13 protein-coding genes and 1 riboswitch are annotated in these 13,968 nt (G+C 51.7%); of the genes, 11 read left to right on the top strand and 2 right to left on the bottom strand.

The features are described 5' to 3' along the window. Nucleotides 1-117 precede the first annotated feature (117 nt). Both MKY87_RS23145 and MKY87_RS23150 read right to left on the bottom strand, forming a co-directional pair. On the bottom strand, nucleotides 118-921 hold the full coding sequence (locus MKY87_RS23145; protein ID WP_062833159.1) for a Cof-type HAD-IIB family hydrolase: 804 nt from the start codon (nucleotides 919-921) through the stop codon (nucleotides 118-120). 240 nt (nucleotides 922-1,161) lie between these two features. Continuing rightward, the gene (locus tag MKY87_RS23150) at nucleotides 1,162-2,166 is read right to left on the bottom strand and encodes a lipoate--protein ligase (protein ID WP_237176486.1); all 1,005 of its coding nucleotides are present in this window, start codon (nucleotides 2,164-2,166) and stop codon (nucleotides 1,162-1,164) included. A 189-nt stretch (nucleotides 2,167-2,355) separates the two neighbouring features. On the opposite strand from MKY87_RS23150, the gene cobD reads away from it, so the two are divergent. From cobD to MKY87_RS23205, 11 genes are all read left to right on the top strand, one after another. After that, nucleotides 2,356-3,546 carry a threonine-phosphate decarboxylase CobD gene (gene cobD, locus MKY87_RS23155; protein WP_340966368.1) on the top strand — a complete coding sequence of 397 codons (1,191 nt, stop codon included), beginning with the start codon at nucleotides 2,356-2,358 and terminating at the stop codon, nucleotides 3,544-3,546. Further along, complete coding sequence (locus MKY87_RS23160; protein ID WP_340966369.1) at nucleotides 3,543-4,373, top strand: adenosylcobinamide amidohydrolase; 831 nt, start codon at nucleotides 3,543-3,545, stop codon at nucleotides 4,371-4,373. Before cobD ends, MKY87_RS23160 begins: the two co-directional genes overlap by 4 nt. A 44-nt stretch (nucleotides 4,374-4,417) precedes the next feature. Next, entirely contained in the window at nucleotides 4,418-5,398 is a 981-nt protein-coding gene (gene cbiB, locus MKY87_RS23165) for an adenosylcobinamide-phosphate synthase CbiB (protein ID WP_340967531.1), read from the top strand. Further along, nucleotides 5,389-6,075 (top strand): histidine phosphatase family protein, encoded by a 687-nt coding sequence (locus MKY87_RS23170; protein ID WP_340909200.1) that lies wholly within the window; start codon nucleotides 5,389-5,391, stop codon nucleotides 6,073-6,075. Before cbiB ends, MKY87_RS23170 begins: the two co-directional genes overlap by 10 nt. Nucleotides 6,076-6,206: 131 nt before the next feature. Beyond that, nucleotides 6,207-6,356, top strand: a riboswitch (cobalamin riboswitch). Between the two features lie 444 nt (nucleotides 6,357-6,800). Continuing rightward, entirely contained in the window at nucleotides 6,801-7,799 is a 999-nt protein-coding gene (locus tag MKY87_RS23175) for an ABC transporter substrate-binding protein (RefSeq protein WP_074094019.1), read from the top strand. Continuing rightward, the gene (locus tag MKY87_RS23180) at nucleotides 7,796-8,842 is read left to right on the top strand and encodes a FecCD family ABC transporter permease (protein WP_074094020.1); all 1,047 of its coding nucleotides are present in this window, start codon (nucleotides 7,796-7,798) and stop codon (nucleotides 8,840-8,842) included. Before MKY87_RS23175 ends, MKY87_RS23180 begins: the two co-directional genes overlap by 4 nt. Continuing rightward, nucleotides 8,839-9,651 carry an ABC transporter ATP-binding protein gene (locus tag MKY87_RS23185; protein ID WP_340966372.1) on the top strand — a complete coding sequence of 271 codons (813 nt, stop codon included), beginning with the start codon at nucleotides 8,839-8,841 and terminating at the stop codon, nucleotides 9,649-9,651. Before MKY87_RS23180 ends, MKY87_RS23185 begins: the two co-directional genes overlap by 4 nt. A gap of 45 nt (nucleotides 9,652-9,696) precedes the next feature. After that, the gene (cobT, locus tag MKY87_RS23190) at nucleotides 9,697-10,818 is read left to right on the top strand and encodes a nicotinate-nucleotide--dimethylbenzimidazole phosphoribosyltransferase (RefSeq protein WP_340966374.1); all 1,122 of its coding nucleotides are present in this window, start codon (nucleotides 9,697-9,699) and stop codon (nucleotides 10,816-10,818) included. Beyond that, a complete protein-coding gene (cobU, locus tag MKY87_RS23195; protein WP_340966376.1) occupies nucleotides 10,815-11,375 on the top strand; it encodes a bifunctional adenosylcobinamide kinase/adenosylcobinamide-phosphate guanylyltransferase in 561 nt (186 codons plus the stop codon). Before cobT ends, cobU begins: the two co-directional genes overlap by 4 nt. Further along, on the top strand, nucleotides 11,372-12,262 hold the full coding sequence (cobS, locus tag MKY87_RS23200) for an adenosylcobinamide-GDP ribazoletransferase (protein WP_340966377.1): 891 nt from the start codon (nucleotides 11,372-11,374) through the stop codon (nucleotides 12,260-12,262). The genes cobU and cobS overlap by 4 nt, the downstream gene beginning before the upstream one ends. 126 nt (nucleotides 12,263-12,388) lie before the next feature. Continuing rightward, on the top strand, nucleotides 12,389-13,933 hold the full coding sequence (locus MKY87_RS23205) for a cobyric acid synthase (protein WP_340967533.1): 1,545 nt from the start codon (nucleotides 12,389-12,391) through the stop codon (nucleotides 13,931-13,933). Nucleotides 13,934-13,968: the final 35 nt, after the last annotated feature.

Below are 13,968 nucleotides of genomic sequence, written 5' to 3' on the forward strand. Positions count from 1 at the left end.
AATAACAGAGAAATATACCTAATATAATCGTTCACACAGAAAAATGAAAATGTCTTTAAAATAAAAAAACAGCCCTGTACAGCGAAATTCGCCGACCGGGCTGTTTGTTGACCTTATTTACTCTGCGTTCAGCACAAACTTCTCGATAACCTCTTTTACGCCGTCTTCGTTATTACTTGCCGTAATGTAGTCCGCCAGCTCTTTCAGCGCAGGGATAGCATTTCCCATCGCTACACCAAGACCAGCAACTTCGAGCATCTCATGGTCGTTCCAGGAGTCGCCGATGGCAATACACTCGCTGAGCTGGTGACCGAAATGGTCAGCGAGGAAGGTCAGGGCATGGCCTTTAGTTCCTTCATTATGCATGATCTCCAGGAAGTAAGGTTTGGACTTGGTGATATGCACTTGTGGTCCGAGCAACTCACGCAGGTCAACGGCAACCTTATCCAAGTAGTCTGGCTCATCGATAATAAGCAGCTTCGGTGTTTTTTGTTCGATGACTTTGATGAAATCAGATTCGATGTAATATTGGGTGCCGTTTAATTTGGCATAATCACGCAGCTTGTCGTTTTCCTCACGCGCATACAGCTTGTCGTCAATGTATGTTTGAAGGTGGAGATTGTTCTCCAGGCAGTAATCATACAATTTGCGGGAGGCTTCCTGTGGAACATAACGCTCATAGAGGACTTTTTCGTCCAGCAGGTTTTTCACCAATGCGCCTTGATACGTAATAATCGGCACGTTAAGTCCGGTTTGACGAGCCAGCGCTTGTGCGGAAGCATAAGCACGTCCAGTCGCCAGCGTTACAGTTACACCATGGGCAACTGCTTGTTCCAGAGCAGTCTGTGTAGCAGGGGTTACTTCCTTGTTGTCGTTGATCAGTGTGTCATCAATATCGATTGCGATTAATTTGTAGGTCATCTGTGTTTCTCTCCTTTTTTATCTGTATCTATATTAACGAACGAAAAATAAGTTTTACACGAGGCCACTCCGAATACAGATTCATCTTTCGATCGCTGTTATCCCCGGATTTTTGATTCCATTCCCCCAAGGGGAAATCCGTTGATAAAGGCGAACGCTTCGCTTCTCCCGATAAATTCTGTCTTCTTCGTTAACGTGTAATCTTAGACTTCGTTCTAAAACTATACTTACATCTAAATCCTACTCTTCCAGGAAAACAAGGCCAATAAAGTCTTCCAGCTCAAGGTTGCCGAAGTAATGTTTTACATCCAGGCCCTCAAGTGCAGTACGCACCTCGGATTCCTCATACCGCTTGCCACGCAACATATTTTCGATATCCGCCACATCACCTACACCGAAGAAGTCGCCAAAGATTTTGATATCTTCGATGCGTCCATCCTTGATGTTCATGCGCAGATCGATGATACCGACAGGGAATTTGCGTGTGTGCTTCACATTGCTCTCCGGAGACAAGCCATAGTTCCAGTCCCAGTTGTTATAACGCTCAGCGGAAATTTCCTTGATTTTGTCCCAGTCCTTGTCAGTCAGCTTGTATTGCGGAACGTCTTGAGGCTCCATTCTGAAAATGTGACGTAACAGCTCATCGCGGAACTGCTCAATCGTCAAGTTGGTGTCAATTAGATCCCGTATGTTGGCGACCCGGCTTCGCACGGACTTGGTGCTCTTTGATTTGAATTTCTCGGGATTGACGTTCAGGGAAGCCTGAACATGCTCCAGATTCAGATCAAACATCAATGTGCCATGACTGAACATGCGCCCACGTGTGGAAAACTGGGCGTTGCCCGAAATTTTCTTTTCGCCCACTTGCAGATCATTACGCCCGGTCAACTCCGCATTTACACCAAGCTCGTGCAAAGCTTCAACCACAGGCTGGGTGAACTTGCGGAAATTGTGGAAGGATTGACCGTCATCCGCTGTAATAAAACTGAAATTCAGGTTGCCCAGATCGTGATATACCGCTCCGCCTCCCGAAAGACGACGAACCACCTGCACACCGTTATCCTGAACGTACTCGATATTAATTTCTTCAATCGTATTTTGATGCTTTCCGATGATGATCGACGGACGGTTGATGTAAAACAGCAGATAGCTGTCATCCTCCATCGGCAGATGTTTCAGAATGTACTCCTCAATGGCAAGGTTTACAGAAGGATCTGTAATGCCCTGGTTGTCAACAAACAGCATGGTCATTCCTCCATTAATGTATGTGAGGGATTGCTAGTCCCTTATGTAGTGAACCTTGTTTATCAAAAGGAACCGAAATTCCTCTTCTATTGTAAACGAATTATGGTTGGGACACAAAGAAAACAGGATTGACCCACACCTCCCGTGCCATCCATAATAAAAAGGACATACAGAAAGGATGACGGAAGAATGACCGGTTATATCGAAGTGTTCGGACATGGAGGGGACGTGGAGACGGCTGCGTCACGATTTGGGAGGGAAGCCGCTGATTTTCTGGATTTCAGTTCCAACATTAATCCGCTTGGTCCGCCCAGAGGGGTGCTGGAGGCTATACAACAAGGATTGCAGTCGGTGATTCGGTATCCCGATCCGGCGCATCGAGGATTCAAAACACTACTGAGCGAGCGTCTTGGTGTGATGCAGGAGCAGATTTCCGTGGGCAACGGTGCAGCCGAAAGCATGGCGCTCATTCTACTGGGGCTTGCCCCGCGCAAGGTGGGTACGGTGGAACCGGGATTCTCGGAGTACCGGGCGTTGGCACGACAATTCGGTGCCGAGGTTGTGCATACGGAGGGAAGAGAAGAACTGGCGTGGCGAGCGGAACCCGAGGACATCGAGCAGCTCATGGAAAAGGTAGACCTGCTCTTCCTCGGCCAACCCAACAATCCAAACGGTGTACAATACACGCTTGAGATATTGCAAAGGCTTGCACGCAAAGCGGAAGAAACGGGAACCGTACTTGTCATTGACGAGGCCTTTATGGATTTTATTCCGGTAGCCCGGCGTCAGTCTCTGGCAGCACATCTGAATGACTTTCCGAATGTAATCATCATTCGCTCGATGACAAAGTTTTATGCCATTCCGGGCTTGCGTCTCGGATATGCTTTGGGCCGTGCGGAATACGTCCAGGCGATGACGAAGAAACAGGTGACCTGGAGTGTCAACGGTCTGGCGCTCATGGCAGGTGAAGCCTGTCTGCGCAGCGGAGAACGGTACGAACAGGAGACCATATCACAGATCACGCGGGAACGGGGGCACCTCATCGCAGGACTGCAGGCGTATGGATGTGCGGTGACACCGGGAGAGGCGAATTTTATTTTGGTACGTGTACCGGCCCCTTGGACAGCAGCATCAATGCAGGAGGCACTGGGCCGAAGGGGTATTCTGATTCGCAGTTGTGCCATGTATCCGGGGCTTGACAAAGGGCATGTACGTTTCGCGGTCAAGGATGCAGACGCCAATGCTACATTACTCGAAGTGCTGGGCAACGTGCTCGAAAGCAAGGGATATCCAAATGTCGATCAGTCCTCCCTTCATGAATCAAGTCAGCGGGAGCAGACAAAAGATTCGGAACAGGCACAGGGAGGGAAGCAGTCGTGACACTCCCGTTTTATAACTACTTTGCGAATGGTGAAACAGGCGAGAATAAATATGCTTCCTCTTCCTGGACCGGTCTGAATATCTCCGCACATGAACGACATATCAAAGCTCAGAGCCCAAGGTCTGCCCAAGCGCTGTCGAGTGCGGTATATGGCGGCGGGATGTTTGAACTGGATCGCATATTTAACATCTATGTGGACAGGCATTACCGCTGTGATGATCCGCCGCGTGATATCGAACAAGCGCTGAACGAATGGCAAGAGCCGCGGGATCAATGTGCCGGATTATTGACGGCCGTAAGGCTGGAGCATACCTCCATTCAGGAATATACAAGTGATGAATTTGGTCTTCTGTGCTGTACCACTGCGGGTGTATCAAATGCAGCCCGCGCGGGATCGGAGAGAACGGTATTTGATGCGGCGGGAAATAAGACGATGTCTTCCGGCAGGGAGCGCTCTGCTCCTTCAGCACGGAATCTGACGATGCCATCCTATGTCCCGGGTACAATTAACATCATGCTCTGGTTAAATGGACGCATGACCAGCGGGGCGATGGTGAATGCAGTACAGACGGCGGTGGAAGCCAAAGCGGCCGCGCTGGCAGATGCGGGTGTTCTGGATTCGGAGAACGGGTTGCCCGCCACCGGTACCACAACCGATGCCATTGTGTTTGCAGTACGTCAGGCAGTGGAAGAACCTCAGCCGATGATCACTTATGCCGGGACAGCAACTACGGCAGGGGCGGCGATTGGCAGATTGGTATACGACACGGTGACGGAGAGCCTTCAGGCCGGACTGTTATGGAAAGAGAGGATCAGGCACAAATGACTTTTGACGTGGAGCATCTATGGACCTGGTCATTCTGGACAGGCATGGCGGGAGCCTGGATTATTATACTGGCGTACCTGTTGGACCGATGTATCGGAGATCCGCGCTGGATTCCCCACCCGGTGATTGGCATGGGAAAAGGCATCTCGGCGTTGGAGCGTGTCATTCGCTCGCGTGTGAGCACAGATTCGGGGCTGAAGAGAGCAGGGCTGTTGTTCCCCATTGTGATTGCGGGGGGTTCTTTTGCCATCACCTGGGGACTCGTATCTGTGCTTGGGCTGATTCATCCTGTCATTGCAGCGGCAGCTGAAGTGGTGCTCATTGCAACGACCATTGCTTCAAAAGGGCTGAAGGATGCAGGTATGGAAGTGTATCGTCATCTGAAGCAGCAGGATTGGCCGGCGGCCAGACGTTCACTGGGCATGATTGTTGGACGTGATACGGCGCATCTGGATGAACCGGAGGTTGTGCGGGGAACGGTAGAGACAGTTGCCGAAAATATCGTTGATGCCATTGTATCACCGTTATTCTATGCGCTCATTGGAGGCGCTCCACTAGCCATGGCTTATCGGGCCGTCAACACGTTGGATTCCATGGTCGGATATAAAAATGACAAGTATCTGCATCTTGGCTGGGCCTCGGCCCGTCTGGATGATGTGGCAAATTGGATACCTGCCCGGCTGACCGCGGTTCTGTTAATCGTGGGTGCCTGGGTCATGAAGCTGGACGCCAAAGGAGCAGCACGCATGGTCACACGGGATGCAAGACTGCATCCAAGTCCGAATAGCGGTTTTCCCGAATCTGCGGTGGCTGGAGCACTGGGCATCCGGCTTGGCGGACATAACGTGTATCACGGAGTTGCTTCATTTCGTGCCTATATGGGCGAGGCCACAAGGTCGATGGAAGCCGAGGATATTGTGCAAACATCACGCCTGATGTTCTGGTCGGCAGGGGCTTTTGTTGTACTGTGCATGTTCATAACGCTGGGTGTGTGGCTGGCAGGAGGGACGCTGTTATGGCTGTAAATAAAGGGAATGCAGGCAATGAAGTACATACGGATCAACCCGGCTCACTGAAACGAAACATTCTGTGGGTCCGTCACGGGACAACACTGTGGAATGTGGAAAAAAGATACCTGGGGCATACCGACATCGGTCTGCTGCCAAATGCCAAAGAAGAACTGGCTCCGCTTCATGAACAATTGAGCCGTGTTTCGTGGCACGAGGTATATTGCAGTGATCTGCTTCGCTGCCGGCAGACGCTGGAACAGATTCTTCCTGATGCCAGCGGACAGGTGAAGTTCGACTCACGCCTGCGCGAGAATGATTTTGGACAGTGGGAAGGGCTGACGTATGAGCAGCTCAAGGATAATTCTGTGTACCGAAACTGGATAGATGCCCCGCAGGAGGTCACTCCGCCTGTGGGGGAATCGTGGCAGGAGTTTACCGGACGGTTGGACTCCTTTCTCCAAGAGATGTTATTGGAGGGCCGTCCTTCGACGCACGTTAATGAGGGTCAAGTGCCAACCATAGTTGTGGTTACGCATGGTGGTGTCATCCGATATGCCTTGTCCCGTCTGATTGCCGGGCTTGGGTTCTGGGATACACATGTCGTACCGGGACAGGCGATTCAGGTTCAGCTTGAACAACAGGGGAATGAGTGGTTTGGCAGCAGAATGACTTTTCCGCCAATCGGGTTGTAAGGATGTACAATATACCCTATAATCACAACAGAAGTGTGACTTCAGCATGGTACAGATACGCTTCAGGTTGTGAAGCCTGAACGAGTATGCAACATGCAGAAATTACCATATCAGCGACCAAGGGTCCCGCGTGTGAACGCTGTTTTCATGGCAGATTACTACGAGTCATGAAACACACAAGGGTGAAATGGGGAAGCCGGTGCAAATCCGGCACGGTCCCGCCACTGTAAAACAGGATGATTCCTGTAAGTCAGGTTACCTGCCCTGGACGTACAAACCGGTGTTCCTTCGAGGAAAGGACAGCGTTTCGGGCTATTCTATGCGCATGGACAACCCTTGGTTGAACATGTACAGATCGCCATATGCGAGACGTCATCCCTGATCCTTGTCCAAGGATTGGGGATTTTTTATTGTTCATGTAAGATAAACCGAACTTTTACACGTTAACGAAGAGTGCAGAACCGATCTGAAGAAACGGAGTGTTCGCTTAAAGCTTTCTACAAGAAAGCTACATCGGAAGCATACGCTTATCCCCGGATTTTCCCTTTCGAAAAGGGAATCAAAAAAATCTGGGGATAACAGCGATCGGAAGATGGTACTGCAATCGGAGTGGACTTGTGTAAAATTGATGGGTTTAACTTGTACAGGAACACCAAGACATGGGGAATAAGAGTTCGAGCACGATGCAAGAAAATAGTACAAATAGAGAAGGGGAGAATAAGAGAATGAATTTCAAGAATTGGAAAAGCGTAGCGTCCCTGCTAAGTGCAGCGGCACTCGCACTGGCTTTGGCCGGATGTGGCAATGCAACAACAAACGAGGGCACAGGTACTTCACAGCAACCGGCACAGGAGCAATCCCAAGGCCAGGCGCAGACGGACCTCAAAACACAATATCCACTTACTGTTACGGATGCAACGGGTGAATCGTTCACCTTTGAAAAGGCACCAGCTAAAATCGTATCCGTGTCTCCGGCTGAGACGGAATCCCTGTTTGCCCTTGGATTGGACGATCAAATCGTTGGTGTATCCGACTATGACGATTATCCGGAAGCGGCAACAACCAAAGCTAAAATGGGCGGTATTACCAAGCCCAATGAAGAGTCCATCATTGCCGCTGAAGCCGACATCGTCTTCACAGGTATCTCGATGAGCGAAGATGCAGTGAAGAAACTGCGTGAACTGGGCATTACCATTTTTAAAACGGATCCTAAATCCATTGACGATGTGATGAACAATATCGAAACCTTCGGTAAAATCACGGATCATCAGGAAAAAGCACAAGAAATCATCACTCAGATGAAACAGGACGTTACGGATGTAACGGAAGCAGTGAAGGCAGTTAAACCGGAAGATAAGAAAAAAGTATACGTTGAATTCTCCCCAGGCTGGACTGTGGGTAAAGGCGAATTTATGGATGAACTCATCACTGTAGCCGGTGGCAGCAATATTGCTTCGGACAAAGAGGGTTGGTATGAAATCAATGAAGAGAACGTGATTGCCTCCAACCCGGATGTGATTCTGTATGCTAATGATGTAATTGATGAAAACTCCAAAACACTGGATCAGATCATCAAGGCGCGCAGTGGCTGGGATCAAATTACGGCTGTGAAAAATGACGCGGTTATTGGCCTGGATGCCAACCTGCTGAGCCGTCCGGGTCCACGGGTAACTCAAGGGTTGAAAGAAGTAGCCAAAGCGATCTACCCTGACTTATTCCAATGAGTAAAAAGCTGATCCTGTTCGGAACGACGGGCATGGTGCTGCTGGTGCTCACCGTGCTCATCTGCACGGGCATTGGTTCAGTAGCTTTGCCGATCCGGGATATTGCAGGTATCCTGATTCACAAAATTCCCTGGGTGGGCGATTGGATTACACCGGATTGGAATAAGGCAGCCGAACAGATTATCTGGAAAGTCAGATTTCCACGTGTACTGCTTGCCGTGCTCGTGGGCGCATCGTTGGCGATTGCCGGTGCGGGATTCCAGGGGGTTCTTCGGAACCCGCTGGCAGACCCGTTCACCCTGGGCGTATCATCCGGTGCTTCGGTGGGTGCAGCCTTTCTGATTTTCTTCGGATTGCAGTATGCACTGATCGGAATCTGGACGTTGCCACTGGTGGCGTTTTTGACGGGTGTAATCACGTTATGGTTTGTTATGGCACTGGCTCGTGAAGGGCGTAAAATACCTACACACAGCCTCATTCTGGCTGGTGTGGTCATGCAAAGTTTCCTGGGCGCAGTTGTTTCCTTCCTGTCGACCATGTCGAAACAGACGATTAATGAAATTATATACTGGACGATGGGAAGTCTGGCTCTGCGTGGGTGGTCGTATACGGCCATCCTTTTCCCGTATTTTCTGTTAGGGCTGGTCTTTCTCTGGAGCCGCGCACGCTCGTTGAATGTGCTTGCACTGGGAGAACGTCAAGCAGCACATATCGGGATCGGAGTAGACCGGCTTAAGCTGTCCGTGCTGGCAGTTGGCACTCTGCTGACCGCAGGGGCTGTCTCGGTATCAGGTGTCATCGGATTCGTTGGATTGGTGATCCCGCATATGTTGCGGCTGCTGGTGGGACCGGATTACCGACTGTTGGTACCTTTGTCTGCCATTGGTGGTGCGATCTTCATGGTGTGGGCAGATACCATCGCAAGGTCGTTGCTGGCGCCAACTGAAATTCCGCTCGGTGTTGTCACCGCCTTTGTTGGTGCGCCGTTCTTTGCTTACCTGCTGCACCGGAACAAAAAGTTGCAGAAGGGGATGATGCCATGAATTCCAGTACCAGTTCCAACTCGACTTCACTTATCTCCATTAAGGGAGCAGGGAAGTCATATGGCAATCATCAGGCATTGCGCAATGTAGATTGGCATGTTGGCGAAGGTGACTGGTGGGGAGTTGTCGGACCAAACGGCAGCGGCAAGTCTACCCTGATCCAGCTTATTGCCGGAACGGAACAGTTAAACGAAGGTCAGATCCGTATCGATGGTCGAGATATTGGCTCTTACAGCCGTAAGGACCTGTCGCGCATGATCGCTGTATTGCAGCAGGATGGCTTGCCAGCCATCTCCTATCCCGTGCGAGACGTGGTGGAGATGGGGCGATATCCATACCAGAACTGGCTGGGGCGGGAAACGGGTGATGGGGCACTTGTAGTGGACAAGGTGCTTGAAGATCTAGGATTGACAGAGCTGGCGGACAGACCGTTGGATGCACTCAGCGGCGGGCAACGGCAGCGAGTCGCACTAGCCAAAGTTATGGCTCAGGAGCCGAGGTTACTGCTGCTGGACGAGCCGACCACGTTTCTGGATATTAAATATCAATTGCAATTCATGGAATTGTTATCGGCATGGCGACAGAGGACTAACATTACAATTGTGGCTGTGCTGCATGATCTGAATCTGGCCGCGTTATTTTGCGATCACATTCTGGCGCTCCGTGAGGGCATGGCGGTTGGAAAGGGCACACCTCATACGTTGATCAACGATGAGAATATCCAGGATATATTTCGCGTCAAACCCGCGATTGTCTCCCATCCCGACCATGCCATACCTCAACTGCTGCTGCGGCGGGACATCGATTAAATGAAGCGGGGCAACCCATATTTTGATGAAGGAAGTGCTGGTTGTATGAATAATGAACAGGTGTTGGAGCAATTAACGAAAAAGATTACTGCTCCTGACCAGGAAGTGGAGGCAGATACCTCTGCACATGTGGATTCGTTGACAAAGCCGCCGGGGAGTCTGGGCAAATTGGAAGAGCTGGTGATCCGCCTGGCAGGTATGACGGGCAATGCACGTCCGCGTTTTGATCACAGGGCGGTCATTGTCATGGCCGCGGATCACGGCGTAGTGGAAGAGGGCATCAGTGCTTTTCCCGCCGAAGTGACCCCGCAGATGGTCCTGAATTTCCTCGCTGGAGGCGCTGCGGTGAATGTGCTTGCCCGTCACGCCGGAGCTAATGTGATCTGTGTGGATATCGGTGTGAATGCCGATCTTGAACATCCGGACCTGCTCTCCCGCAAAATTCGTAAAGGCACGGCCAACATGGCCCGAGGGGCAGCGATGGCTCGGGATGAGGCAGTTCGGGCTATCCTTGCAGGAGCCGAAGTTGTATCGGCAGAGGTGGCGAAGGGAACACAGCTGTTTGTCACCGGGGAGATGGGAATTGGCAACACAACTGCAAGTGCTGCGGTAATGAGCGCGTTAACCGGAGTTGCACCGGCTGCCGCTGTGGGGAGAGGTACAGGGATTGATGATGCAGGCTTGCAGCGCAAGGCTGCTGTAGTCAGCCGGGCGCTTAGCGTAAACGCACCGAACCCGGATGATGCACTGGATGTTCTGTGCAAGGTGGGTGGACTGGAGATTGCTGGACTCACGGGGGTTATCCTCGCAGCAGCTGCTCATCGGTGTCCGGTCGTTGTAGACGGGTTCATCTCTACCGCGGCAGCGCTGGTGGCAAGACAACTTGCACCTCTGAGTACGGCTTATATGATCGCTTCTCATACTTCACATGAAAATGGGCATGGAGCGCTGCTGCGTGAACTGGACCTGAAATCGATGCTGGATCTGGACATGCGTCTGGGTGAAGGCACAGGCGGTGTGCTTAGTCTTCATCTGATTGACGCAGCATGTCTCATTCTGAACGAGATGGCAACCTTTGCAAGCGCGGGTGTCTCGGACGGGGCAAACCATGCTTCGGACTCCGCTGCGTCGGTTGATTCATCCCTGCAAGGAGAGAGTTCCCGATGAGCGTACTGGTGACAGGCGGCGCACGCAGTGGCAAAAGCTCCTTTGCCGAGCGTCTCTGCATGCAACGTTCCTCGGAGGCCTGGTATGTCGCGACAGCTCAGGCGTACGATGATGAAATGCGGGAGCGTATCGCCATGCATCAGCATCAGCGCGAGGCATCGGGGTATCTGTGGCATACAACGGAAGAGCCGATACATCTGCCTGCTTTGATAAGCCGCATGGGTGAAGGACATACAGGGACTTCTGCACCCACCGTTCTGGTGGATTGCCTGACGCTGTGGCTGACAAATGTTTTGTTAGCGCATGAGCATGACGAGAAGCAGGTGTTACAGGGACATTTGGACGAGCTGGTTGAAGCGATTCGAACCTATCCCGGTTTACTTGTTCTGGTTACGAATGAAGTGGGGGACGGGATCGTACCGGAATATGCCCTTGGCAGGAGATATCGGGATTTGGCCGGTGTACTGAATCAGCGCATTGCGGCGATATGCGGTGAAGTGTTTCTGGTGACCGTAGGCATTGCGATTGAACTAAAAAGCAAGGAGTACCGCTTATGAAGGAGGGCACGCCTGCTCCTCAGCGTAAACATGCGGCGGCAGCCGCTTTTCAATTTTTGTCCCGTTTCCCTGTCAAAATGCAAATCGATTTTGTCCCGCCGTTGCTGCGGGAAAGTGTAGTCTTTTATCCGCTGGTCGGTGCTGCAATCGGCCTATGTGTCTGGCTCATGGGAGCCTTAAGCGGTGCAGTGCTTCCCGCCTTCCCGGCAGCCGTCCTGACCTTGACGTTATGGGTATGGCTCACCGGAGGACTCCATCTTGACGGATGGATGGATACGGCGGATGGCTTGCTCAGTTATCGTACCCGTGAGCGGATGCTGGAGATTATGAAGGACAGTCGTGTCGGGGCAATGGGCGTGATCGCCTGCGTGTTGCTTCTGATGATGAAGGCTGCGCTGATCGCCGATTTTATTGCCCGGGGTCACTGGGTGTACGGTGCGCTGCTGATCCTGCCGATGATCTGGAGCCGCTGGTTCATGGTGTATGCGATGTCGGCCTGGCCGAATGCACGGGGAGATGATGGACTTGCTGTATTGTTTAAAGGTCTGGGTGAGCGGAAGGAGGTCCAGCGTGCACGCAGTTCAGCTGTAGGCCTAACCTTGGTCGCAGGGGCACTTACGTTTGCCGCGGTGTGGCTTTTCAAGCCGGATATGGGGATTGCAGATGCGATGGTGAGTGGGCTGGGAACACTGCCATGGTGGCTATACCCGGTGACGGCGGTTATTGTACTGCCTGTGGCGTGTTATTATATCGGCCGATTCGTGGCTGCCCGGATCAGTGAACGGCTCGGTGGTTTAACCGGGGATACGTATGGTGCCATGAATGAGCTGCTGGAGGCGGCTTTGTTGACCGTGCTGAGCGTGCTTCAAGGACTGTTCTGGCTGTAACTTTTGAAGTATGAAGCAGTATGGAAAGTGTTACGCATGAGGTTGGTAGCAAGGTGATCTGGATATAACACGGAGACAGGGGGAGAGAGCGTGGAAGATAGGCCATCACAACCAGCGGCGGTACTGATGCTGCAAGGAACGGCTTCCGATGTAGGCAAAAGTGTCATCACAACGGCGCTGTGCCGTATATTTAAGCAGGACGGCTTCAAGCCAGCCCCGTTCAAGTCACAGAATATGGCACTGAATTCCTACGTAACAGAAGACGGTAAGGAGATTGGCCGTGCCCAAGGCGCGCAGGCCGAAGCCTGCGGTATTGAAGCCACGACGGATATGAATCCGATCCTGATCAAGCCTGTGCGGGACATGCATTCTCAGATCGTGGTACACGGTGTACCTTTTGCCCAGATGAGTGCATCAGATTATCGCCAGAAGTTCCTGCCTGAAGCAAAGCAGACGGTGATGGATGCGCTGAACCGATTGCGGGACGCCTATGATGTGGTGCTGATGGAAGGAGCAGGCAGTCCTGCGGAGATTAATCTGAAAGACCGGGATATCGTCAACATGAATCTGGCAGGTTGGGCCGATGCTCCAGTCATTCTGATCTCTGATATTGATCGGGGCGGCGTATTTGCTTCTATTGTCGGCACACTGGAGTTGTTAGAGCCACATGAGGTCGAGCGTGTGAAAGGTTTTATCATCAACAAGTTCCGCGGTGATCTGTCCCTGTTGCAGCCGGGACTCGACTGGCTCGAAGAACGGACAGGAATTCCAGTATTGGGTGTATTGCCTTACATAAGAGATATTCAGATTGAAGCAGAGGATTCAGTGGTGCTGGACTCCATGCGTCATGGGAAAACCGGCAAGACAGAACTGGATCTGGCGGTGATCCGATATCCCCGAATTTCCAACTTTACAGACTTCGATGCCCTTTCCCGTGAACCGGATGTGAATGTGCGTTACGTGACCTCGCCAGAGGAATTGGGAAGTCCTGATGCTATTCTTCTGCCGGGTACGAAGGATACGATAGGGGATCTGGCGTTCCTGCGTGAGTCTGGACTGGAGCAAGCGATTGCCAGCCAGACCGAACGTGACAACGTTCAGCTCGTAGGGATATGTGGTGGATACCAGATGCTTGGAAGACATCTGAAGGACCCGTTTGCAGTGGAGGCGAATCAGATCCAGGAAGCGAAGGGACTTGGCTGGCTTCCGCTATCGACAACATTTCTTCAGGAAAAACAGACAGTCAGGGCTTCCGGACGGGTGCAACCTCAGAATCCGATTCGTCTGTTTGGTGAACCAGATCTGGAAACATCTCCATTACCTATTCATGGATATGAGATCCATATGGGTGTTACAGAGTGCCACGAGCCTGAACGTGTAACCGCACTATTTGAAATATCCCATCCAGGTGGCCAACCTTTCCAAGAAGGCTGGGGCTCAGTAGATGGCAGCGTGTGGGGAACCTACCTGCATGGTTTGTTTGAAAGTGATCAATTCCGACGTTCTTGGCTGAATGCTTTGCGTGCAGGAAAGGGACTGGCTCCACTTCAGGAGACGTATAGTGCGCATGAGCGTAAGGAGATGGAGTTTGATCGGGTAGCCGAATCGTTGCGTTCGGCATTGGATATGAAGCGCGTGTACGAGATTATGGGTTTTCAGGCACCCGAGTGAAACAACAATACCCCCATGTCCGACAAACCGTTCTC

Source organism: Paenibacillus sp. FSL R7-0198 (assembly GCF_038000415.1).
In the GTDB taxonomy this organism is placed as follows: Bacteria; Bacillota; Bacilli; order Paenibacillales; family Paenibacillaceae; genus Paenibacillus.